Annotated in this window: 25 protein-coding genes, 1 tRNA gene and 1 other RNA gene; 6 read left to right on the top strand and 21 right to left on the bottom strand. The window is 38.8% G+C overall.

The window, feature by feature from the left end:
- Positions 1-3: 3 nt before the first annotated feature.
- The 10 genes from bioA to dinB all read right to left on the bottom strand — a co-directional run bounded on the left by bioA (position 4) and on the right by dinB (position 9361).
- A complete protein-coding gene (bioA, locus tag AAX18_RS02470; protein WP_046952875.1) occupies positions 4-1293 on the bottom strand; it encodes an adenosylmethionine--8-amino-7-oxononanoate transaminase in 1290 nt (429 codons plus the stop codon).
- Positions 1294-1314: 21 nt separating this feature from the next.
- Entirely contained in the window at positions 1315-2496 is a 1182-nt protein-coding gene (locus AAX18_RS02465) for a lipoprotein-releasing ABC transporter permease subunit (RefSeq protein WP_046952828.1), read from the bottom strand.
- Positions 2496-3443: a 2-hydroxyacid dehydrogenase gene (locus AAX18_RS02460; RefSeq protein WP_046952827.1), complete on the bottom strand. Its 948-nt coding sequence runs from the start codon at positions 3441-3443 to the stop codon at positions 2496-2498. The genes AAX18_RS02465 and AAX18_RS02460 overlap by 1 nt, the downstream gene beginning before the upstream one ends.
- Positions 3444-3505: 62 nt before the next feature.
- A complete protein-coding gene (gene kdsA / locus AAX18_RS02455; protein ID WP_005629022.1) occupies positions 3506-4360 on the bottom strand; it encodes a 3-deoxy-8-phosphooctulonate synthase in 855 nt (284 codons plus the stop codon).
- Between the two features lie 14 nt (positions 4361-4374).
- The gene (locus AAX18_RS02450) at positions 4375-5178 is read right to left on the bottom strand and encodes a SirB1 family protein (protein ID WP_046952826.1); all 804 of its coding nucleotides are present in this window, start codon (positions 5176-5178) and stop codon (positions 4375-4377) included.
- A complete protein-coding gene (prmC, locus tag AAX18_RS02445) occupies positions 5178-6056 on the bottom strand; it encodes a peptide chain release factor N(5)-glutamine methyltransferase (RefSeq protein ID WP_046952825.1) in 879 nt (292 codons plus the stop codon). The genes AAX18_RS02450 and prmC overlap by 1 nt, the downstream gene beginning before the upstream one ends.
- On the bottom strand, positions 6056-6496 hold the full coding sequence (locus tag AAX18_RS02440; RefSeq protein WP_046952824.1) for an RDD family protein: 441 nt from the start codon (positions 6494-6496) through the stop codon (positions 6056-6058). The genes prmC and AAX18_RS02440 overlap by 1 nt, the downstream gene beginning before the upstream one ends.
- A 52-nt stretch (positions 6497-6548) precedes the next feature.
- Entirely contained in the window at positions 6549-7631 is a 1083-nt protein-coding gene (prfA, locus tag AAX18_RS02435; RefSeq protein WP_032803489.1) for a peptide chain release factor 1, read from the bottom strand.
- Between the two features lie 93 nt (positions 7632-7724).
- Complete coding sequence (locus AAX18_RS02430; RefSeq protein ID WP_046952823.1) at positions 7725-8261, bottom strand: elongation factor P hydroxylase; 537 nt, start codon at positions 8259-8261, stop codon at positions 7725-7727.
- Positions 8262-8293: 32 nt separating this feature from the next.
- Complete coding sequence (gene dinB, locus AAX18_RS02425) at positions 8294-9361, bottom strand: DNA polymerase IV (RefSeq protein ID WP_046952822.1); 1068 nt, start codon at positions 9359-9361, stop codon at positions 8294-8296.
- A 172-nt stretch (positions 9362-9533) separates the two neighbouring features.
- Between dinB and ssrA the strand changes: the two genes are divergently transcribed.
- Positions 9534-9899, top strand: a transfer-messenger RNA (tmRNA) gene (ssrA, locus tag AAX18_RS08675).
- Between the two features lie 172 nt (positions 9900-10071).
- Positions 10072-10452, top strand: coding sequence for a pyrimidine dimer DNA glycosylase/endonuclease V (locus AAX18_RS02420; protein WP_005638006.1), 381 nt, complete (start codon positions 10072-10074; stop codon positions 10450-10452).
- A 215-nt stretch (positions 10453-10667) separates the two neighbouring features.
- Here AAX18_RS02420 and hypE read toward each other — a convergent pair whose 3' ends face one another.
- From hypE to AAX18_RS02380, 8 genes are all read right to left on the bottom strand, one after another.
- On the bottom strand, positions 10668-11681 hold the full coding sequence (hypE, locus tag AAX18_RS02415; RefSeq protein WP_046952821.1) for a hydrogenase expression/formation protein HypE: 1014 nt from the start codon (positions 11679-11681) through the stop codon (positions 10668-10670).
- Between the two features lies 1 nt (position 11682).
- Positions 11683-12795, bottom strand: coding sequence for a hydrogenase formation protein HypD (gene hypD / locus AAX18_RS02410; RefSeq protein ID WP_046952820.1), 1113 nt, complete (start codon positions 12793-12795; stop codon positions 11683-11685).
- Between the two features lie 3 nt (positions 12796-12798).
- Positions 12799-13608: a hydrogenase nickel incorporation protein HypB gene (hypB, locus tag AAX18_RS02405; RefSeq protein ID WP_046952819.1), complete on the bottom strand. Its 810-nt coding sequence runs from the start codon at positions 13606-13608 to the stop codon at positions 12799-12801.
- A 136-nt stretch (positions 13609-13744) separates the two neighbouring features.
- Positions 13745-14362, bottom strand: coding sequence for an energy-coupling factor ABC transporter ATP-binding protein (locus AAX18_RS02400; protein WP_046952818.1), 618 nt, complete (start codon positions 14360-14362; stop codon positions 13745-13747).
- Position 14363: 1 nt separating this feature from the next.
- Positions 14364-14996, bottom strand: coding sequence for an energy-coupling factor transporter transmembrane component T family protein (locus AAX18_RS02395; RefSeq protein WP_046952817.1), 633 nt, complete (start codon positions 14994-14996; stop codon positions 14364-14366).
- The gene (cbiM, locus tag AAX18_RS02390) at positions 14996-15616 is read right to left on the bottom strand and encodes a cobalt transporter CbiM (protein ID WP_046952816.1); all 621 of its coding nucleotides are present in this window, start codon (positions 15614-15616) and stop codon (positions 14996-14998) included. Before cbiM ends, AAX18_RS02395 begins: the two co-directional genes overlap by 1 nt.
- Positions 15616-16101, bottom strand: a complete 486-nt coding sequence (locus tag AAX18_RS02385) for a hypothetical protein (RefSeq protein WP_046952815.1) — start codon at positions 16099-16101, stop codon at positions 15616-15618. Before AAX18_RS02385 ends, cbiM begins: the two co-directional genes overlap by 1 nt.
- A gap of 12 nt (positions 16102-16113) precedes the next feature.
- Positions 16114-16797 (bottom strand): DUF4198 domain-containing protein, encoded by a 684-nt coding sequence (locus AAX18_RS02380; RefSeq protein ID WP_046952814.1) that lies wholly within the window; start codon positions 16795-16797, stop codon positions 16114-16116.
- An 89-nt stretch (positions 16798-16886) separates the two neighbouring features.
- Here AAX18_RS02380 and AAX18_RS02375 point away from each other — a divergent pair, with 89 nt between their 5' ends.
- Entirely contained in the window at positions 16887-17294 is a 408-nt protein-coding gene (locus AAX18_RS02375) for a Cd(II)/Pb(II)-responsive transcriptional regulator (protein ID WP_005633867.1), read from the top strand.
- A 13-nt stretch (positions 17295-17307) separates the two neighbouring features.
- On the opposite strand, the gene AAX18_RS02370 is transcribed toward AAX18_RS02375, so the two are convergent.
- Together AAX18_RS02370 and AAX18_RS02365 are read right to left on the bottom strand one after the other, a co-directional pair.
- Positions 17308-17850 carry a tetratricopeptide repeat protein gene (locus tag AAX18_RS02370; protein WP_046952813.1) on the bottom strand — a complete coding sequence of 181 codons (543 nt, stop codon included), beginning with the start codon at positions 17848-17850 and terminating at the stop codon, positions 17308-17310.
- Positions 17851-18567: a YwiC-like family protein gene (locus AAX18_RS02365; protein ID WP_046952812.1), complete on the bottom strand. Its 717-nt coding sequence runs from the start codon at positions 18565-18567 to the stop codon at positions 17851-17853.
- 111 nt (positions 18568-18678) lie between these two features.
- On the opposite strand from AAX18_RS02365, the gene AAX18_RS02360 reads away from it, so the two are divergent.
- Positions 18679-19029 carry a RidA family protein gene (locus AAX18_RS02360; RefSeq protein WP_005629055.1) on the top strand — a complete coding sequence of 117 codons (351 nt, stop codon included), beginning with the start codon at positions 18679-18681 and terminating at the stop codon, positions 19027-19029.
- 30 nt (positions 19030-19059) lie between these two features.
- Positions 19060-19464 (top strand): Z-ring associated ZapG family protein, encoded by a 405-nt coding sequence (locus AAX18_RS02355; protein WP_046952811.1) that lies wholly within the window; start codon positions 19060-19062, stop codon positions 19462-19464.
- Between the two features lie 136 nt (positions 19465-19600).
- Here the strand turns inward: AAX18_RS02355 and AAX18_RS02350 are convergent.
- Positions 19601-19677 (bottom strand) — tRNA-Val (locus tag AAX18_RS02350).
- A gap of 229 nt (positions 19678-19906) precedes the next feature.
- Between AAX18_RS02350 and pyk the strand changes: the two genes are divergently transcribed.
- On the top strand, positions 19907-21218 hold a 1312-nt coding region (gene pyk, locus AAX18_RS02345), incomplete at its 3' end, for a pyruvate kinase (RefSeq protein WP_046952874.1).

The following is a 21218-nucleotide window of genomic DNA, read 5'->3' as shown; positions in this document are numbered from 1 at the left end:
ATCCTAATGTTCATATTCCTGCGTTAAAGCCAGAATCATGCCTTCCATTAATTTCTGAAGTTCATCATCTTTAATCACAAATGGTGGCATAACATAAACCAATTTTCCGAAAGGTCGAATCCAAACACCTTGTTCCACAAAACGTGGGACTAAAGTTTTCATATTTACCGCACTTTTCATTTCGACCACCCCAATCGCCCCTAATACGCGAACTTCTTTGACGTAATCTTTTTCAGCTAAAGGCGAAAGCTGTTGTTTTAAGGAAGATTCAATTCGCTGAATATTTTGCTGCCAAGGGCTTTCCAATAATAAACGGATAGATTCTGCCGCAACTGCACAGGCCAACGGGTTTGCCATAAAAGTGGGGCCGTGCATAAAGCATTTAGCCTCACCGCCACAAATAGTTTGCGCAATTTCAGTGGTCGTAATGGTTGCAGATAAAGTTAAATAACCACCAGTTAAGGCTTTACCGATACATATAATATCTGGCGAAATCCCAGCATGCTCGGCAGCAAATAATTTCCCTGTACGGCCAAAACCCGTAGCAATTTCATCAAAAATTAGCAATACACCATATTGTTTACAAAGCGCTTGTGCTTTCACTAAATAAGTTGGCGAATAAAAATACATACCGCCCGCACCTTGCACAACAGGCTCTAAAATAAGTGCGGCGATTTCGCTACCTTTTTTCTTAAGTAAATCAGCTAAAGGTTCCATCACACAATCATTCCAAGATTCATTAAATGGAATATTGGGTTGAGGAAGAAAATATTGTACGGGCAGGCTATGATGAAATAAATGATGCATACCGGTGGTTGGATCACACACAGACATCGCATTCCAAGTATCGCCATGATAACCCGAACGGATGGTGGCGAATTTTTGCCGTTGTACTTCGCCTTTAGCGTGCTGATATTGAATAGCCATTTTCATCGCTACTTCCACAGCAACAGAACCACTATCAGCAAAAAAGATCTTATCTAATCCATTTGGCAAAATTTGTACCAATAATTGAGCTAATTCCACCGCGGGTTCATGGGTAAAACCGCCAAACATAATATGGCTCATTTTTGCCAACTGATTCTGTGCAGCCGCATTTAAACGAGGATGATTATAACCATGCAACGCCGCCCACCAAGAAGACATGCCATCAATCAAACGACAGCCATCTTTTAAGGTTATCATCACGCCATCAGCACGTTCTACCGCATAAAGCGGCATATCAGAAGAAACTGAAGAATAAGGATGCCAAATATGTTGTGTATCAAAAGCTAAAAGTGATTGTTCATCCATCATTCATTTACCATTAAAAACTTATTCGTATCGCAAGGCAGCGGCAGGTTCTACTTTCGCAGCTCGATAAGCGGGATAAAGGGTAGAAAGTAAAGAAAGCAACAAGGAAAATCCAATGACAAACATCATTTGAATAAAGGACAATTCTGTCGGTAAAAAAACGCCTTGTGGATTTACTGCACTTACAATGTCTGTTAAGTTCAAGGTGACTAAAACACCCAAAATAGCACCGAGCAATGTGCCAACAAATCCCACCAGTAATCCTTGATAAATAAACACTGAACGAACTTGGGATTTTGTTAAGCCCTGAGTTTGCAAGATAGCAATTTCCCCTTGTTTATCCACCACCATTAAACTTAAAGAGGTGACAATATTGGAAATCGCCACGACAATGATCAAACTAATCAGTAATCCCATCATATTTTTTTCCATTCTCACCGCTTGGAAAAATTCACCTTTTTGGACACGCCAATCCGTGATTTTTTGTGTTGGGAAATGTTGTGGGAGTTCTGTAATTTGGAACGGATCATTCAAAAATAAACGATATCCCTGCGCTTGCTGCGGTTGAATACGCATTAAGCGACCAATATCTGTAATATTAGCAAAGGCTTCATAACCCGATGCTTCGCCATAATCATAATAAATATCGCTAACAGTAAATAAACGCTGCATTGGCACCCGACCGAATGGTGTATATTGGCTATTTTCCGTAATCATCAAACGGATTTTATCCCCAATATTCACGCCCAATTTTTGAGCTAGTTGATCTCCAATGACCAATTTAAATTCACCAGTCGGTAAAATTTCATTAAATTTAGTCTGATCAAAAGATTCAACCAAAGGATCATCAGAAAATGATTGAATACCAATGATTTGTCCTGCACTCACGCCTTTTGTCGTTTGATAAATCACATTTGTTGTATTGATCGGCACTGCTTTTTGGACAAAGTGCGGTAAATTTTCTAATGTTTTTTCTGTAGAAATAGGCTGTTTTTCACTCACAATCGCATGAGGAATGGAAGAGAGCACCTGTTGTTTTTGGTAACCTTCTAATCCATTCATCACCGAAAGCACGATGATCAATGCCATCACACCTAATACAATCCCCAGGCTTGCAAGATTAGTCACTAATCGCCCAAAACGATCCGCACTTTTCGCACGCCAATAACGTAGTGCAATATAAAGAGAAATAGGAAAATTCATTATTTTTGATTTAATTGTTGTACAAATTCTTCGATGTTTTGCATTACTTTGCCAACTAATGTTGTCACTGCACTATCACTCGCCCAAGCAATATGCGGGGTGATAATTAAATTAGGCATAGTTTTTGCAGCTAAAATTAACGGATTATCTTTTTCTGGTGGCTCTTTTACCATTACATCCAAAGCTGCTCCGCCTAAATACCCCGTTTTTAACGCATCAACTAAGGCAACTTCATCAATCAAAGGCCCACGCCCTGTATTAATCAAAAATGCACCTTTTTTCATTTTGGATAAGGTTTCTGCATTCATTAAATTCTTGGTTGTTTCAGTTAATGGGCAATGCAACGTCACAATATCCGATTGTCTTAATACTTCCTCAAAGGGCGTATAACCTTCACGGCAAACAGTGGCATCTTTATGTTCTGCATAAAGCACTTTCATTCCCACGGCATTAGCCAAACGCCCCACTTCTGTCCCTAAGCAACCTTTACCAAATACGCCTAATGTTGAACCGCGCACATCTGTAATTGGGTAATCAAAATAACAAAATTGTTTGCTTTTAGGCCATTTTGCTTCCGATTGATCGCGTAACCAACCTGCCAAGCTGTGTTTTAAAGAAAAAATCAGACCGATTACGTGTTCTGGCACTGTTGTACTGGAATAACCTGTCACATTACGCACAGTAATGCCCATTTCTTCTGCAGCCACAAGATCAACATTATTTGTACCGGTTGCAGTAATCGCAATCAACTTTAACTTAGGTAATTGTTTTAACGTTTCTCGATCAAAAATGACTTTGCTCGTAATAACAATATCAGCATCTTTCGCTCGTTCAATCGTTTCTACAGAAGATGTATGTTCATATTCAATCCAAGTATGCGCAAAACTTGGACGAGGAATAGGGATATGTTTCGGGATAGCTGTACTATCTAAAAAGACGATATTCATTGTTTCTCCTTTTATATACAAAGTGCGGTCAAAATTAACCGCACTTTTGCTTAAATATTTTCTTAGATAGATGTATCCAATTCTGGAAAAGATTTTACTAAATCATCAATCGCTTTCATTTGCGATACAAAGCCTTCAAGAGCAGAAAGGGGCAATGCAGAAGGGCCATCACATTTCGCTTGATTTGGATTTGGATGCGCTTCTAAGAATAAACCTGCAATGCCTACAGCTAAACCTGAACGCGCTAATTCGGTTACTTGTGCGCGACGCCCACCTGATGCTGCCCCAAATGGATCTCGGCATTGAAGCGAATGAGTTACATCAAAAATAACTGGGCTGCCCTTAGATGCTTTTTTCATCACGCTGAAGCCAAGCATATCCACAATTAAATTATCGTATCCAAAGTTTGTTCCACGATCACAAAGAATGATTTTATCGTTACCACATTCTTCGATTTTTTCCACGATATTGCCCATTTGACCTGGGCTTAAAAATTGTGGTTTTTTCACATTAATCACAGCACCTGTTTTTGCCATCGCTTCAACGAGATCTGTTTGGCGCGCCAAAAAGGCTGGAAGTTGAATAATATCGACAACATCTGCAACTGGCTGACATTGATAGATTTCGTGTACATCGGTAATAATTTTTACCCCAAAGGTATCTTTTAATTCTTGGAAAATTTTTAATCCTTCTTCCATGCCAGGGCCACGGTAAGAATGAATAGACGAACGATTCGCTTTGTCAAAAGAAGCTTTAAACACATAAGGCACGCCAAGTTTCTCTGTCACTTTCACATAAGCTTCACAGACTTGCATTGCCATATCACGGCTTTCAAGTACGTTCATTCCACCAAAAAGCACGAAAGGTTTGTCATTTGCGACATCAATATTGCCGATTTTTACAATTTTATTTTGCATAAATTTTCCTTAAATTAATGGAGGGCAAAAGAGTCTTTATCAATCTCGCCCTTAAGTTCTAAAAGTTGAGTTCGGATTAAAGCCGCAGTTGGGTCTTCCGGACAACGTTCCACAAAAAATTCTAGATCTTTCAATGCTGAAGGGTAAGCGCCCATCTGAGCTAAAACTAAACCGCGATCACGGATGTGATAAGGCTCTTCATCATTGCCAATCAATAAATTTTCAATATAACGGTATGCCATGTCGTTATGTTCTTCGCGGATGAGCGCATTCTTCGCCAATTGCTCAAAACGAGAATAAAGTAAAGAAAGATCGGCTCTATCAAGTTCTTCAGGTTGAATTTGCACACCAAAGCCAAATGCACCTTCATAAAGTTGCTGTAATTTTTCTTGCGATATATAAGTGCCATCCCAAGGATCAATAAAAGCCACTTCATCTCTTACTTCGACACGTAAAATGAGCTGTGTTGGGAAATTGACAGGATAAATTGGTAAATCTAATACGTCAGCTAAATAAAGCACTATCGCCCCAAGAGTCACTGGCATACCTTGACGGTTTTGAAACACATAAGGCAAATATAAATTGCGAGCATAAAAATAATCTTCTGGATCGCAATGAAAGCCCCAATCACCATAAAATAGCTGTAGTAACTGATGAATCTGCTCTTCTTTCGGCAAATCTGGCGAAATTTCTTTACGTGCTTTACGTACAAGTCCACCAATTGTTCCCCGAAGTTGCGCTTCTGATGTGCCATCATCTGAGATGGTATTATAAAAATGCACAAATTGATCGTATAACGCACGTCGATAATATTTCATTACTTCTTCCAAAAACCTAAAGTGACGCGCTCATTGTCGCCATAATCACGCACGGTTTCAACCATTTCCCAATGATTTTCTAGGAAAATTGACCGCACTTTTTCGCCTTGTTGCCATCCATGCTCAAGTAATAATACGCCATTAGAATTCAAATAACTCGGTGCTAATTCAATAATATGACGTAAATCAGCATACCCCGCATCATTGGCAACTAATGCAGAAAGAGGTTCAAAACGCACATCTCCTTGATGCAAATGTTCATCTTGAGCATCAATATAAGGCGGGTTGCTGACGATAAGATCAAAGTGCCCTGTTATATTTTCAAACCAACGGCTCTGTAAAAATTTTACATTTAGCTTATTTCTTTCCGCATTAGATTGGGCTAACGCCACAACATCGGGCATAAAATCAACCCCAATTATCTCTAATAAAATTAGTCGTTTTTGACAAAGAGGTGCAAGCTCGGAAGCCAAAGCGAGGGCGATTGCGCCAGTGCCAGTGCCAAGATCAAGAATACGAAAGTGCGGTGGATTTTTTTGTAATTTTTCTAAAGCAATTTGTAATGCCTTTTCCACTAAAATTTCCGTGTCTGGTCTTGGAATCAAGGTGCCTTTTGAGACATTTAATGACAACGACCAAAATTCTTTTTCACCAAGAATATAAGCGATAGGTTCGCCTTTTAGACGACGATCTAAAAGTGCGGTCAATTTTAACCGCACTTTTTCATCAATCTCGGTATCATCAAAAGCAAGGATTTGCGTACGCGATTTGCCAGTAGCATGTTGAAGAAGCACAAGCGCATCAATTTTACTATTTTCAGTGGGATTTTTTTGCGCTAAATCCGCAATCGCTTGTGCTAGCCATTCTTTATAATTCATTATTTTTCGTCTTTTAACACAATTGTGCCAGCCAATAAATCAGTTAAAGAACGGCGATCATCACGTACAAGTGCAACAATACCGCTAATAATCAATAAGAAACTTGTCCACGCCAATAAAATATCAATAATTTCGCGACCGATGTATTTACCAAATTCAACAGGCTGATTGGTATGATAATTAAATACACGCAAGCCTAACCAGCGTTTTGCCATTGTTTGACCATAAGTTTTCATGAAATATAACTGAAAACCAATATATACCATCGTCCCTAATACACCAGCAAAATCTCCCAATGCAAAACCTAGACCAACCATTACCCAAAGCACAAGCCCATTAATTATACTTGCAAGCCAGCGTTTAAAACGGCTCGCTTGAGCGGGTTGAGAAGGTTTGAAAGCAGAAGAAAATTCAGCATCTTTTTGATTTTCAATGATCATTTTATTTCCCCGTAAAGTTAAAAAGGACATCTGAAATCAGATGCCCCTATCATTAATTCTGTTCAGACAATGCCGCCAACTGATCCGCTTGATATTCGGTAATAATCGGCTGAATCAGTTCATCAATTTTACCATTCATCACTTCATCCAAACGGTAAATTGTGAGATTGATACGGTGATCGGTTACTCGACCTTGCGGATAATTATATGTACGAATTTTATCAGAACGATCGCCCGAACCTAATAAGTTACGGCGCATATCTGTTTGTTCTGCAGCTTGGCGTTCTTGCTCTGCTTGAACAATACGTGACGCTAATACCGACATTGCTTTCGCTTTATTTTTGTGCTGTGAACGCTCATCCTGACATTCCACCACAATACCAGTTGGAATATGTGTAATACGCACCGCAGAATCCGTTGTGTTTACGTGCTGACCACCTGCACCTGATGAACGGTAAGTATCAATACGTAAATCTGCTGGATTAATTTCTGGCATTTCAGACTCTGGCAATTCTGGCATTACCGCGACGGTACAAGCAGACGTGTGGATACGCCCTTGTGATTCTGTTTTTGGTACACGTTGCACACGATGACCGCCAGATTCAAACTTCAATTGACCATACACACCTTCGCCAGTGACTTTAACAATCACCTCTTTATAACCGCCTTGCTCACTTTCGTTAGCACTTAGCATTTCTACACGCCAGCGTTTACTTTCAGCATAACGACTGTACATACGGAATAAATCACCCGCAAAAATACCCGCTTCATCACCGCCTGTTCCCGCACGGATTTCTAAATAGCAGTTATATTCATCATTAGGATCTTTCGGCAGTAGAAGAATTTGAAGTTGTTGTTCTACTTCTTCAATTTCCGCTTTGGATTCTTCGATTTCCATTTGCGCCATTTCTTTCATTTCAGGATCGTCGAGCAATATTTCAGCTTCTTCAATATTTTGATTTAATTGCGTCCAACGATTAAAACATTTCACCACTTCTTCAAGTTGCGAATATTCTTTAGAATACGCACGGAATTTATCCTGATCACTAATCACAGAAACATCACCCAATAATGCTTCTAGCTCTTCATAACGTTCTTTTAAACTTTCTAATTTTGCAATAATGGAATCTTTCATCATTTGTAAGTCACCGAAAATAAAATCGGCGTATTCTAGCCGATTTTAGGGAAAATTGACAGTGTCAAAAGTGCGGTTAAAAATCGCCGCTCTTTAAATACGCGCCACATCAAATTTACTTAAATCAATACGATCTTCTGTGCCATAAAAAATAGCAAGAGCATGGCGTAACGTTTCAGCTCGTTTTGGTAAACCTTTTTTCGCATAGGTTTTCACTTGTTCATACACAGCTTGTTTAAAAGGCTGTGTATCGCCCGGATTGCCATTCAAATTATCCGCACTGGCAAAATAACGGAAACCTGCCGCTGTCGCTAAAATCCACTCTAATGCTTGCGGTTTAACTTCAACTTTTTCAAAATCACGCTGGCGTTCTTCTGAACGTCCATCTGGCTCATACCAATAACCAAAATCTTCTAGTTTACGACGTTCTTTACCTGCCACTAACCAATGGGCAATTTCGTGCAATGCACTGCTGTAAAAGCCTCGAGCAAAATAAATCGCGTTATAAGGTACTTCATCATTTTCGGGTAAATAAATGGGCTCATCACCGCCTTTGACTAAGCAAGTGTTGTATTCCTCTTCAAAACATTGATTAAAAATTGCAATAATATCTTCTAATTTATGTTCCATGGTATCGACTCCTAAAAAACCGCAATATTATATCACCAGAGGCTCATTTGTTCTTGTTTATTTTCTTCAGGTAAATTGACATGTAGCCCAATCAAACGAATCGATCGCCCTTTTGCTCGCATAAAAATTTGGGGAAGTAATTGCTGAAAACTCTCCAAAGAAAGTGGCAAACCTGTTTTCTCCAAAGTAGTTACTTGAAAATCTTCAAATTTAAGCTTTATGCCAATTTTACGGAATGAAGATAACGATATATTACGGCTAACACGTTCAAGGCGATGAATTAACTCGTCATAAAGATTATTCAATAATTCTGAAGCTTGCTCAATTGTGTGAATGTTTTCAACCAAAGTCTGTTCTACACCAACTGATTTACGTTCACGATGGGCTTGTACTTCACGATCATCAATGCCGTGGCTAAAATCCCAAATACGTTTACCCGCTTTACCAAATTGATTTAATAAGACGATTTGATCAAAGTTTTGAATGTCAGCACAAGTTTCTAATCCCATATCGAGTAATCGTTGTGATGTTACTTTACCCACACCGGGAATTTTATTTAAAGATAAGGTTTTAATAAATTCCTCGACTTCATTCGGCTTAATCACAAATTGCCCGTTAGGTTTATTCATATCCGAAGCAATTTTAGCAAGGAATTTTAAAGGCGCGACACCTGCGGAGGCTGTTAAATTCAACTCATCAAAAATTGCTTGGCGGATTTCTTGTGCAATCCAAGTTGCTGAGCCTGAACATTTTTGGCAGTGCGTAACATCTAAATAAGCTTCATCTAAAGAAAGTGGTTCAATAATATCGGTATAGCGCTGGAAGATTTGATGAATTTGTGCCGAAACTTGTTTATACAAAGCCATATTCACAGGCACAAGAATGAGATTAGGACACTTTTTTATGGCTTGAGCCGTTGGCATTGCACTATGCAAACCAAATTTTCTCGCCTCATAATTACAAGTTGTTAATACACCACGTTGACGAGAAGAACCACCTACAGCAACAGGCTTTCCCTGAAGATTAGGATTTTCACGAATCTCAATTGATGCGTAAAAACAATCCATATCAATGTGAATAATTTTTTTATCTTGTAGCATAAAAAAGTGCGGTTAAATATTTTCTAATATTAATTAAGCAAACAACTGTTTAAATATACATTTAATTTAATAGCCTTGCAATTTAATATTTTATAAATGCCCTTTAACGCAGCAATTCAATCAATCTCGACTTTCCCTACCTTTCTTTTTTTGCTAGACTACGCAAAATTTTGGGGCTGATTCTGGATTCGACGGGATTAGCGAAGCCCAAGGTGCACGTCGAGGTGCGGTAGGCCTCGTAAATAAACCGCAAAAAAATAGTCGCAAACGACGAACAATACGCTTTAGCAGCTTAATAACCTGCATTTAGCCTTCGCGCCCCAGCTTCCGCTCGTAAGACGGGGATAACGCGGAGTCAAACCAAAACGAGATCGTGTGGAAACCGCCGTTTGAGGATCGAAGCACTAAATTGAATCAAACTAGCTTAAGTTTAGCGTGTCTGTCCGCATGCTTAAGTGAAATTAAAGACGAGACTAAACGTGTAGTACTGAAGGTAGAGTAATTTCGGACGGGGGTTCAACTCCCCCCAGCTCCACCACCCTTTTATTTTTCCTCTTCTAAGTTTTCAATAAAAGCAATAATTTAGTTTTTATTATTTTTCTACTCACCTTAATTTTAGTAACCGTTACTTTGTTATTACCTAGTACATTATTGGCGGAATTAGTCATATTCGTTACTCGATGGGATATGAAATAATAAAGAGAGATTTTATGACCAGAATTAACCTTGTTCCCCCAGCGGAACTTTGCGATCAACATCTACTGGCGGAACATAGAGAGCTAACACGGATTCCAAATGCGGTTGCGAAAGGAAAATTTAGCTTAAAAGGGCAACCTGAAGATTATAAATTAGGCGAAGGACATGTACGATTTTTCTTTAATAAACTTGCGTTTTTAAAGCAACGTTACGACTTATTGCATGAAGAGTGTCTGGCTCGTGGTTTCAATGTGCAATATTTTTGGGCTGAAGAGCTACCTGATGATCCTAATCTTTGGCAAAATTATTTGCCCACAGAAAATGCTTTAGCATTAAACCGTGAGCGAATTGCATTACGTATGCCTGTAAAGGCACGATTTACCGCAAGAAAATAAAGCCCCAAAAGGGCTTTAGCTTCCATTGTATTGGATGAAATATAATCAGCATCCACACCGACCATTGTAATCTCTATAGTGAGGTAGCCTTCTGTACCATTTGGGAAAATCGCCAGTGATGGATAAACTACTCTAGCTGTTCTAGGCTATTTTTGCTAAGTTGAGAAATCACTTCGCCTATTTAATTTTTCTAAAGTATTGATTTTATCTAATCATTAACAAATTCTTGGCAATGGTTCATTTGTTGGTAAATCTAATAATCGACTTTGCCCAAAAATGCCCACTAAACGCACTTTTTTATCGGTTGTCACTTCACCAATCACAGCCGCATTTTCACCTAATGGATGACGACGAAGTGCGGTCAAAATTTCTGGTGTTTTTTCAGCAGAGGCAACAATAACAAGCTTTCCTTCATTAGCGAAGTTTAATGCTTCAAGACCAAGTAATTCACAAATTCCACGCACTTCTTGGCGAATTGGTAAGGCTTGTTCATCAATATTAATGCCTAGCTGTTGCGCCTGTGCAAATTCATGCAAAACAGCATTAACTCCCCCACGGGTCGCATCTCGAACTGCTTTCAGGCCATCTACTTCGCGCAAATTTTCAATCAATGGATAAAGCACTGCGCAATCACTGTGAAGATCCGTTTGGATACCCAGTTTTTCACGTAAATTTAAGATTGTTGCGCCATGATCGCCAATGGTGCCGCTCACAATGATTTTATCGCCTGGTTGAATTTTATGAACACCCCAATCCAGATTTTGAGGAATAACACCAATTCCACTGGTATTGATAAAAATCTTATCCACTGCGCCTTTTTGTACCACTTTTGTATCGCCAGTAACAACTTGAATACCTGCCACTTTTGCGGTTTCAGCCATTGATTGAATAATTGCCTTAAGATCCACAAGTGGTAATCCTTCTTCCAAAATAAAGCCACAGGATAAATATTTTGGTATCGCCCCGCACACAGCCACATCATTTGCCGTACCGCACACCGCTAATTTCCCGATGTTACCACCAGGGAAAAAAATGGGATCAATCACAAAACTATCCGTACTAAATGACAGTGTTTCGCCTTGCTTTGCTAATTCTGTTAATGGAATTCTTGCCTGATCTTCCCCTTGCGCCAAAATAGGATTCGCAAAGGCTTCAACAAAATAATCTTGGATCAATTTCTGCATGGCAGCACCGCCATTACCGTGCGCCATAGTGATAAATTCGCTCATTTTATTCTCTCCGATATTGATAATAGGCTGCACATGCGCCTTCGGAAGAAACCATTAATGCGCCATAAGCATTATCAGGATTACAACCTGTGCCAAATAATGGGCAATCAGATGGTTTACAACGCCCAGTTAAGACATCACCACAACGAGAATTAGGATCATCCGCCACCTGTTGCGCTTGGCTTTGGAAATAAATTTCGGCATCAAATTCACGATAAGCATCCGTCAATTCCACGCCAGATTGTTCAATTTCTCCCAAGCCACGCCATTCACTGCTTGCTTTAAGCTGGAATACTTCTTGCATTGAGCGTTGGGCTAAAGCATTTCCGTAGTCATCAACAATACGTTTATATTGATTTTCGATTTCGCAACGGCCGTCAACAAATTGCTGCACTAACATTACAATCGCTTGCAAAATATCTAAAGGTTCAAAACCTGTAATCACGAAAGGTTTGTGATATTTATCGACAATCCCTTGATAAGGCAATGAACCAATCACCATACTCACATGCCCTGGCGCAAGAAAACCATCAATTTTGACTTGATCTTGTGCCAGCAAGCTATGTAACGTTGGAATAATCGTGATGTTTTGGCAAACAATCCAGAAATTTTTTGTTCCTAGTGTTTTGGCTTGCTGAAGCGTCACTGCTGTGCTCGGCATTGTCGTTTCAAATCCTAAGGAAAAAAAGACGACTTTTTTATTCGGATTATTTTGTGCAATATTCAATGCATCCAAAGGTGAATACACTATGCGAACATCTGCACCTTTCGCTTTTGCTTCTAAAAGCGAACCTTTACGACCTTTCACTCGCATTGCATCACCAAAGGTACAAAAAATGACATCTGGTTTGAGCGCAATTTCAATACAAACATCAATACGTCCCATCGGAAGCACACAGACAGGGCAACCAGGGCCATGAATAAATTCGATACTTTTTGGCAATAGTCGATCCAATCCAAATTTAAAAATCGTATGGGTATGCCCGCCACATACTTCCATTAAATACAATGGATTCTGCACCGTAAAGTGCGGCATTTTTTCCATCAGTTTTTCAAGTTGCGCCACTAAACTACGGGCTAGTTCAGGATCGCGAAATTCATCAACAAATCGCATCGATTATCCTTGTTTACGTTGTTGTTCTAGCCAATCTAACCACTCGCTAAGACCTTGTTCAGTGGTAGCGGAAAGTTGAATCACTTCAATATTGGGATTCACACGTTTTGCATTGGCAATGCATTGTTCTACATCAAATTTCAAGTAAGGTAATAAATCCACTTTATTTAAAATCATCAAACTTGATGCGGCAAACATGTGAGGATATTTAAGTGGTTTATCTTCGCCTTCTGTCACAGATAAAATCACCACTTTCGCTTTTTCACCAAGATCAAATTCAGATGGACAAACTAAATTTCCCACATTTTCGATAAACATAATGCTGTCAGCTTGCGGTCTTAATTTCACCATTGCTTCGCTAATCATTTGAGCATCTAAGTGGCAACCTTTGCCTGTATTCACTTGAATAGCTGGCACGCCAGTAGCACGAATACGATCTGCATCATTTTCAGTTTGTTGATCGCCTTCAATGACATAACAAGTGCGGTCATTTTTGAGGGCATTTAGCGTCGTCGTTAAAAGGGTGGTTTTGCCTGAACCCGGACTCGATACAAGATTCAAGGCTAAAATATGTTGTTTAGCAAAGAATGCTCGGTTGTGATCCGCGAGTTGATTATTTTTTCCGAGAACATCTTGTTCGATTTTTAATAAACGTTTTTGAGTATCGTCTGCATCGACTGGTTTATTGAAATGAAATGTTGAATGTGAAAAGTTTGGCGTACCTGATTGATGACTTCCTTGATCATCATGAGTATGAGGCAATTCACCAATACGGACTTGCTCTGGATGTCCGCAGCCACAGGTTGTACACATAAATCCTCCGTTTTAATGTGCTTATTTGGGCTGAGGTTTCAAACTGACTTTCAGTTTAAAACCCTTAAAGCCCTTAGCTTTGTCAACAAATTTGCAACAAGCATAGCACAATCAAAATTCGGCTTTTTGATGAAGATCATAAACTGATAATTTCTGTGGCTAATTCGTTAATAAATCCATGATGATGGGATGAAATCAAAATGGGTAAGGAAAGTTCATGCAAAAGTGCGGTCAATTTTTCAGTATTTTTTCGATCTAATCCATTGGTGGGTTCATCTAATAATAAAATTTTTGGCTGCATCGCTAAAACACCTGCAAGTGCAGTAAAATTTTTCTCACCGCCAGATAAGGTATGTACCATACGATCTTTTAAACGTGTAATACCAAGACGTTCTAATTGTTGCTCTGCAATATGATACGCCTGCTCTCTAGGCACATTTTGGTTTAATGGTCCAAAGGCAATATCATCCAATACTGTTGGGCCAAAAAGTTGATCATCGGCATTTTGAAAACAAATACCAATCGTGCCACGAAACGGTGCGAAATCTTTTTCTTCACGACAAACTTGGCCAAATAATTGAATTTCACCTTTGGTTACGGGAACAAATCCCAACAAAGCAAGCAGTAAAGTCGTTTTTCCTGAGCCAATTTCCCCTTGTACAAAAATACGTTTTTGTCCTTCTAAGGTAAAACTCAAATCTTGAATAATCGCTCTACCATTACGTTCTATATAAAGATTATTTACAGCTAACATATTATTTTTCTCTCTTTTTGCCGAACTGAAAACCACGACATTTTAAAGCCATTTGTGCCGTTTCAGCTTTCAGCAGGGCATGAATCAATAATAAAGCGACACTTTGAGCTGTCACATAAAGGGTTCGGCGATTAAGTCTAGGACGAAATCCACGAGCGCGCATGGCAATATCCATTTTTTGACGCAATTCGCCAAGCAGTGCAATGTAACGTATAGTCAGCACAAAAAGTTGAATTAATTTTTCTGGTAAAGGTAATTTACCAATAGCTTGAACAAGCACCGCATCATTAATATTCCACAAAAAAAGCCAAAGCGAAATCAGCAATAAATGAGTCCGTAAACTCAATTTTTCTGCTAATTCTATGCCTTGAAAATTGAGTTCAATGCCATTTTCGCCAATTTTCCAACTTAATGTCACCCACATTAAAGCAATAAAAATGACTAAAGCAAACCAACGTTTAAGGTAAGGTAAAAAAGATTTTTGACTGAACTGCAGTGAAATAAAAAAGAGAGAAACAGCAAGCACATTAAGGGGGATAAGCCAAGTGAGATCGCTCAATCCACTGATGATTAGCCCCCAGATAAATAGATAAATTAACCTAAAGTGCGGTTGAAATAAGCGGTGAATTTTCATTAAGAGAAATTCTCGGTACGATTCATGACTTCAGGATACATTTTACCAAGTAAGGTAATCACCCCTACGCTGATAATACTATCCAAAATAAATACCGGAAGATGAGAGACTAGCAAGAGCCAAACAAGATTCAGATAACTTTTACCACCATCTAACATCAGCACAAAAGAAGCAAGCGCGCCTGCCCCACCAACGCCAATTACGCCAGATCCAATACCGACTAATAAGCGATCTTTTAAAGCCATGTTTGGTTGTAAACGAGAACGGAAAAGATAATGAGCGATCATCGCTGGCGTTGCCATCACGCAAAGGTTGACACCTAACACTGCAAATCCGCCAAAAGAAAAGAAGATGACTTGCAATAAAAGTGCGATAAGAAACGCAGGAAAAACAGCCCACCCAAGGAATAAACCAGCCATGCCATTTAAAATTAAATGCACACTACCAATTCCGACGGGCACATGAATGGTTCCTGCCACAAAAAATGCAGCCGCAAAAAGTGCGGTAAGCGGTAAACGTTCTGATTCTAAACGACGCAACCCCACAGCAATGCCCGCAACAGCAAGTACTGCGCCAGCCAATAAAATAGGCGTATGTAACACGCCTTCAGATAAATGCATTAAATACGTCCTTGTTTAATTTTACGCGCATTACGTAAAGCAATAAGTCCAGCAATACCAACGATATAACCAATTCCGCCTAAAATATCATGCAAATAAATTTTATCTTTTAGATGCGCAATATCTTCACGAAGCAGCATTAAATCTGCACCGCTTTGATTTTCGGTAGATGTATGAGCGGCAACCACTGACGCACGATGTCCTTCATCCCCTTCCACCACAACTTTTAAGGTTGTATGTGGCACATCAGCAATAGAAAGCTTAAATGCGCCTTGGCGGTCAGTTTTTCCAGTTAAAACTGGATCAGCAACACCTGAGCGGAAAACTTCTAAATAAGTTTCAGCTGCTGGGGTCATATCAGAATAATAGGATTTGCCAGAGAGTGTTTGCCCATCATATTGGGCAAACACATAAAGCGCGTGGGCATAAGCATTCGGGAGATAGCAAGCCGCAAAAAGTGCGGTTAAAAAAACAATTTTCTTCATCCCAAATCCATATTATTGCGCATCAAAAGTTAACATATATTCTACAGAGCGACGATCGTAATCCGCATTATTTGTTACTTTTTCCTCAAACTCTGCCCATACTTTGTTGAAGCCTTTAGTTGGCGTAAATTGAGCAATACCTTTTTCATTAGTTAAATTGAACGGTGCATCTTCACTCACGCCCACTTTAATGCCTTGAACTGGTTTACCATTATGTAACACAAGGATAGAAAGTGGTTTGTTCGCTTGTGCTTTTTCTTGAGGAATCAATTCGTATGCTTGTTGATGAGATTTGAAAGATTCAGCATCCCATTTCAAAATCGCTTTACCAAATTTAATAGGATTGGTACTAAATTCTGCCGTTGGTTCTTCACGTTTTGTTTTTTCAACGTATTTACCGCTTGGTAATTTTGACCATACACCATTATCAAAATGAACGAATACTAAATCTGATTTAGGCATAAGATAGGCTTCGCCATTTCTGAATTGGTAATCAACTGCGGTTAATTTTCCTTGCACATTTAAGGCTTGGATAGATTTAAGTTTAGACTCTGGATAGGTTTCAGTTTGTTCATGTCCAAATTTCACCACGTATTCACCTTGGGCTGAAGCAGGTTCAAGCCAAACATTGTGTGCGTTAGCTACAGACATACCTAAAAGTGCGGTTAATCCCACTGCGATTTTTTTTAATTCCATTTTGGATGCTCCTTGTTTGTTTAAGAAAATCTGAACGCATGATAAAATATGAAGTAACTTTAGAATCAAGTTATTTTTTAAGGTGATTAATGAAAATTGGAGCACTTGCTAAAGCCCTAGGCTGTACCGTAGAAACCATTCGTTATTATGAACAACAAGGTTTAATCCCCCCCCCAAAACGCACTTCAGGCAATTTTCGGCAATATAATGAAGAACACTTGCAACGTTTATCATTTATTTGTAACTGCCGAAATTTAGATATTTCATTAAGTGAAATAAAAAGCCTACTCAATTTAGAAAATGCTTCAAAACAACAAGCAGAAGAAATTAATCGTGTGTTAGACAAACATATTAAAGAGGTGGCCACACGAATTCATGAACTCGCCCATTTGCGGATGAAATTAATTGAATTACGTGAAAAAACAGTCTCGAATGATGAAGATCCAATGAAATTGCTATTACAACATAGTGGCGTGAAATTTGTGCGATTAAAATAACCGCACTTTTGGATTATGGCTGACTAGATAAACGCTGTTTTGCTTCCTTATTGCCTAATTCAGCGGCTTTCTTCAGCCATTCCAATGATTTTTCAGGTTGGTTTTGTGAGCGATAAATATTACTTAGCATCATCATTCCATCCGTATCTTTAGCCCGAGCTGTACGTTCAAAAAGCTTAATGGCTTGTTCTTTATTTTGTTTGACGTAATCGCCACGCAGATACATAACGCCAAGGTTATTTAACCCTTTCACGCTCCCCTTCTCTGCCGCTTCGCTAAACCACCAATAAGCCTTTTCGTAGTCTCTCACTATGCCACGCCCAAGGTTATATAACATGCCTAGATTACTTTGAGCGGTGATATTTCCTTCTAACGCCATCGGATACATAATATCGAAAACAGAGATCCATTGTTGTTTATTGGCAAAGTCTTGTGCCAAATTCATTCTCGCTTGATCATCCATTTTCGAACTTGCTGTAACATCAACGGTTTTCATCGCCCAAACAGGCAAGCTACAAGAAAGTAATACTGTATGAAAAAATAACTTCGGTTTCATTTATAGGGTTGCTATTAAAAGTAAAATAAAAAACACAGCAGTAATCGCAAATTCTGTTAGTCCAACTTGCATAACAGAAAGCTTTTTAGTGGGCAAATAAACGGCTCGCACTAATCCGGGAACAAAAGCTAATGCTAAAATAAATTGTTGCGAAACCACAAAAATCAGCACACATAATAGATGGAAAATCACTGATGCCCAAAAATAACGTGGATTTTTTCTCTCACGCATCATCGATTTCACATAAAGTGTTGTTCCAATAAAAAATAATGTTGGATAAATCGCCACCCAAAGTATTTTTTCATCAAAAGTGCGGTCAGAAAAGTAATAAGATCCCATTCCAGCGAGAGCAAAAATTAAGATCCCCGCCAAGTCATTCCATAAATTGCGCTCATCTTTTTTCTTGGTGAAATAAATGTTTATCGCGACAAACGGCAGCATGGCAAACATAAAATACAGTACTTGCCAATTATAAATTAACGCGGGAATCGCAAAAATCACTGCGGCAGCAAAATAAATCACAGACCATTTTTTATATAACTCAAGATTTTTACCTTTAAACAAATTCAAAAAAGGATAAGTCATCAAATAAAGCGAAAACCATCCTAATAGTAAAAATACGTGCGCCCATACAGGATTAGCAAGTAACATGCCGTAAATAAAAGGCACCAATGCCATAACAATAGCGCCATGCTGATTAGAGATAAGCAGTTTCATAATGATTAAATAATTGAGAATAATTATCGGGTATTCTAGCCTAGTAAAGAGGATTTTACAAAGTGGTAAACGCTATTTAGAATAGAAGAAAATACCCCAAAGGAGAACACTATGACAATTCAACGCATTTTACCCAGTGCACGTTTAAGTGAAGTTTCAATTCATAACAACCTCGCCTATTTTGCAGGACAAGTTCCAGAATTAACCATCGAGCAAAATGCTTATGAACAAACCAAAGAAGTATTAGGTTTAATTGATAAATTGTTAGCAGAAATTGGCTCCAATAAAAGCAATATTTTAACCGCACAAATTTTCTTGGCTGACATGCAAGATTATGCACAATTAAATCAAGCTTGGGATGAATGGGTCGATCATGTTAGCCCACCAAGTCGAGCGACAGTCGAAGCTAAATTAGCGGATCCTCGTTGGAAAGTTGAAATTGTTATTATTGCAACTTGTTAGTTTTTTAAGCCGAATAAACAGGAGAATATTATGGAAAATTGGACAAATGAAATTTGGGTAGCAATTGGTATCGCTTTTATTGTTGGCTTATTTATTGGTTACATTATTGTGCGTTTAACCAAAGACTCGGTAAAACATCAAGCTAAAACAGAAGCCGAATTAAAAACAGTCAAAAACCAACTTGATACACAAAAAGCGCAAATCGAAAAACATTTCGCAGAAAGTGCTGAGTTATTCAAAACCCTCATTAACGATTATCAAAAACTTTATCGCCACTACGCAACCTCCTCGAATAATTTACTGGGCGAAAAAGATCACAAAGGTTTATTCACCCAACAGTTGATTACTGCAACAGATAAATCTCAAAATGAACAGCCAAGAGATTATTCTGAGGGCGCATCAGGTTTATTTAAAGAAAATAAAGAAGAAAATTAAAAAAAGTGCGGCTAAAAATAGAAATATTTTTAGCCGTTTTAATATAGAAACAATTTATTGTTCTCTTATACCACTCATAAAACCTAGATAAAACAAAACCCCGCGATTAGTTTCGCGGGGTTATGAAAGAGTTAGATGGTGCGACTAGCTGGACTCGAACCAGTGACCCCCACCATGTCAAGGTGGTGCTCTAACCAACTGAGCTATAGTCGCACTGTACAAATTATTTGGAATTATAGATATTTTTAAATTGAAAACAAGTATTTTTATAAAAACCCGATATAACTGGCAAAAAAGTAAACAGTATTGCCTTAAATAACAGGGCTGTTTTTGATTTCCCAAATTTTTAAGCGTATAATGCGCACCGATTTTTCATCTGGCTAATATATAGCCAAGTAAAAATAGTATCTTTAAAATTTTGTAATTATTGACGGAGTAAATAATGTCTAGAAGACTAAGAAGAACGAAGATTGTATGTACTATGGGCCCATCAACTGACCGTGATAACAATCTTGAAAAAATTATCGCAGCGGGCGCTAACGTAGTTCGTATGAACTTCTCTCACGGTACACCTGATGACCATATTGAACGTGCTGAACGTGTACGTTCTATTGCGAAAAAATTAGGTAAAACTGTGGCAATCTTAGGTGATTTACAAGGTCCTAAAATTCGTGTTTCTACTTTTAAAGACGGTAAAATTTTCTTAAGCGTTGGTGATAAATTCATTCTTGATGCAGAATTACCAAAAGGCGAAGGTACTCAAGAATCTGTTGGTTTAGACTATAAAACGCTTCCACAAGATGTTGTTCCTGGCGACATTCTTTTATTAGACGATGGCCGTGTTCAATTAAAAGTATTATCAACTGATGGTGCAAAAGTATTTACTGAAGTCACCGTTGGTGGTCCATTATCAAATAATAAAGGTATCAACAAATTAGGCGGCGGTTTATCTGCTGATGCATTAACAGAAAAAGATAAAGCAGACATTATTACTGCTGCACGCATTGGTGTTGATTTCTTAGCTGTTTCTTTCCCTCGTTCAAGCGCTGACCTAAATTATGCGCGTGAGCTTGCACAACAAGCTGGTTTAAATGCAAAAATCGTTGCTAAAGTTGAACGAGCAGAAACAGTGGCTACTGATGAAGCAATGGACGATATTATTTTAGCATCTGATGTTATCATGGTTGCTCGTGGTGACTTAGGTGTAGAAATCGGTGATCCTGAATTAGTCGGCGTACAGAAAAAATTAATCCGTCGTTCACGTCAATTAAATCGTGCTGTAATTACAGCGACTCAAATGATGGAATCAATGATTAGCAACCCAATGCCAACTCGTGCTGAAGTGATGGACGTTGCAAACGCAGTATTAGATGGTACTGATGCAGTTATGCTTTCTGCAGAAACAGCAGCAGGTCAATATCCTTCTGAAACAGTAGCGGCAATGGCTGGCGTATGTTTAGGTGCAGAAAAAATGCCAAGTATTAACGTTTCTCGTCACCGTATGGATAAAGAATTTGAAACCATTGAAGAATCTGTTGCGATGTCTGCAATGTATGCTGCAAACCACATGAAAGGTGTGGTGGCAATCGTCACTTTAACTAGCACAGGCCGTACTCCATTATTAATGTCACGCATTAGCTCTGGCTTACCAATCTTTGCGTTATCTCGTAATCAAGAAACTTTAAACCTTTGTGCACTATACCGTGGTGTAACTCCAGTTTATCATGATGAAGATAGCCGTACAGAAACCAGTG

The organism is Haemophilus haemolyticus (assembly GCF_001008205.1).
In the GTDB taxonomy this organism is placed as follows: Bacteria; Pseudomonadota; Gammaproteobacteria; order Enterobacterales; family Pasteurellaceae; genus Haemophilus; species Haemophilus haemolyticus_Q.
The sequence above is the reverse complement of the archived record's forward strand: the minus strand, read 5'-3'. Positions and strand labels throughout refer to the sequence as shown.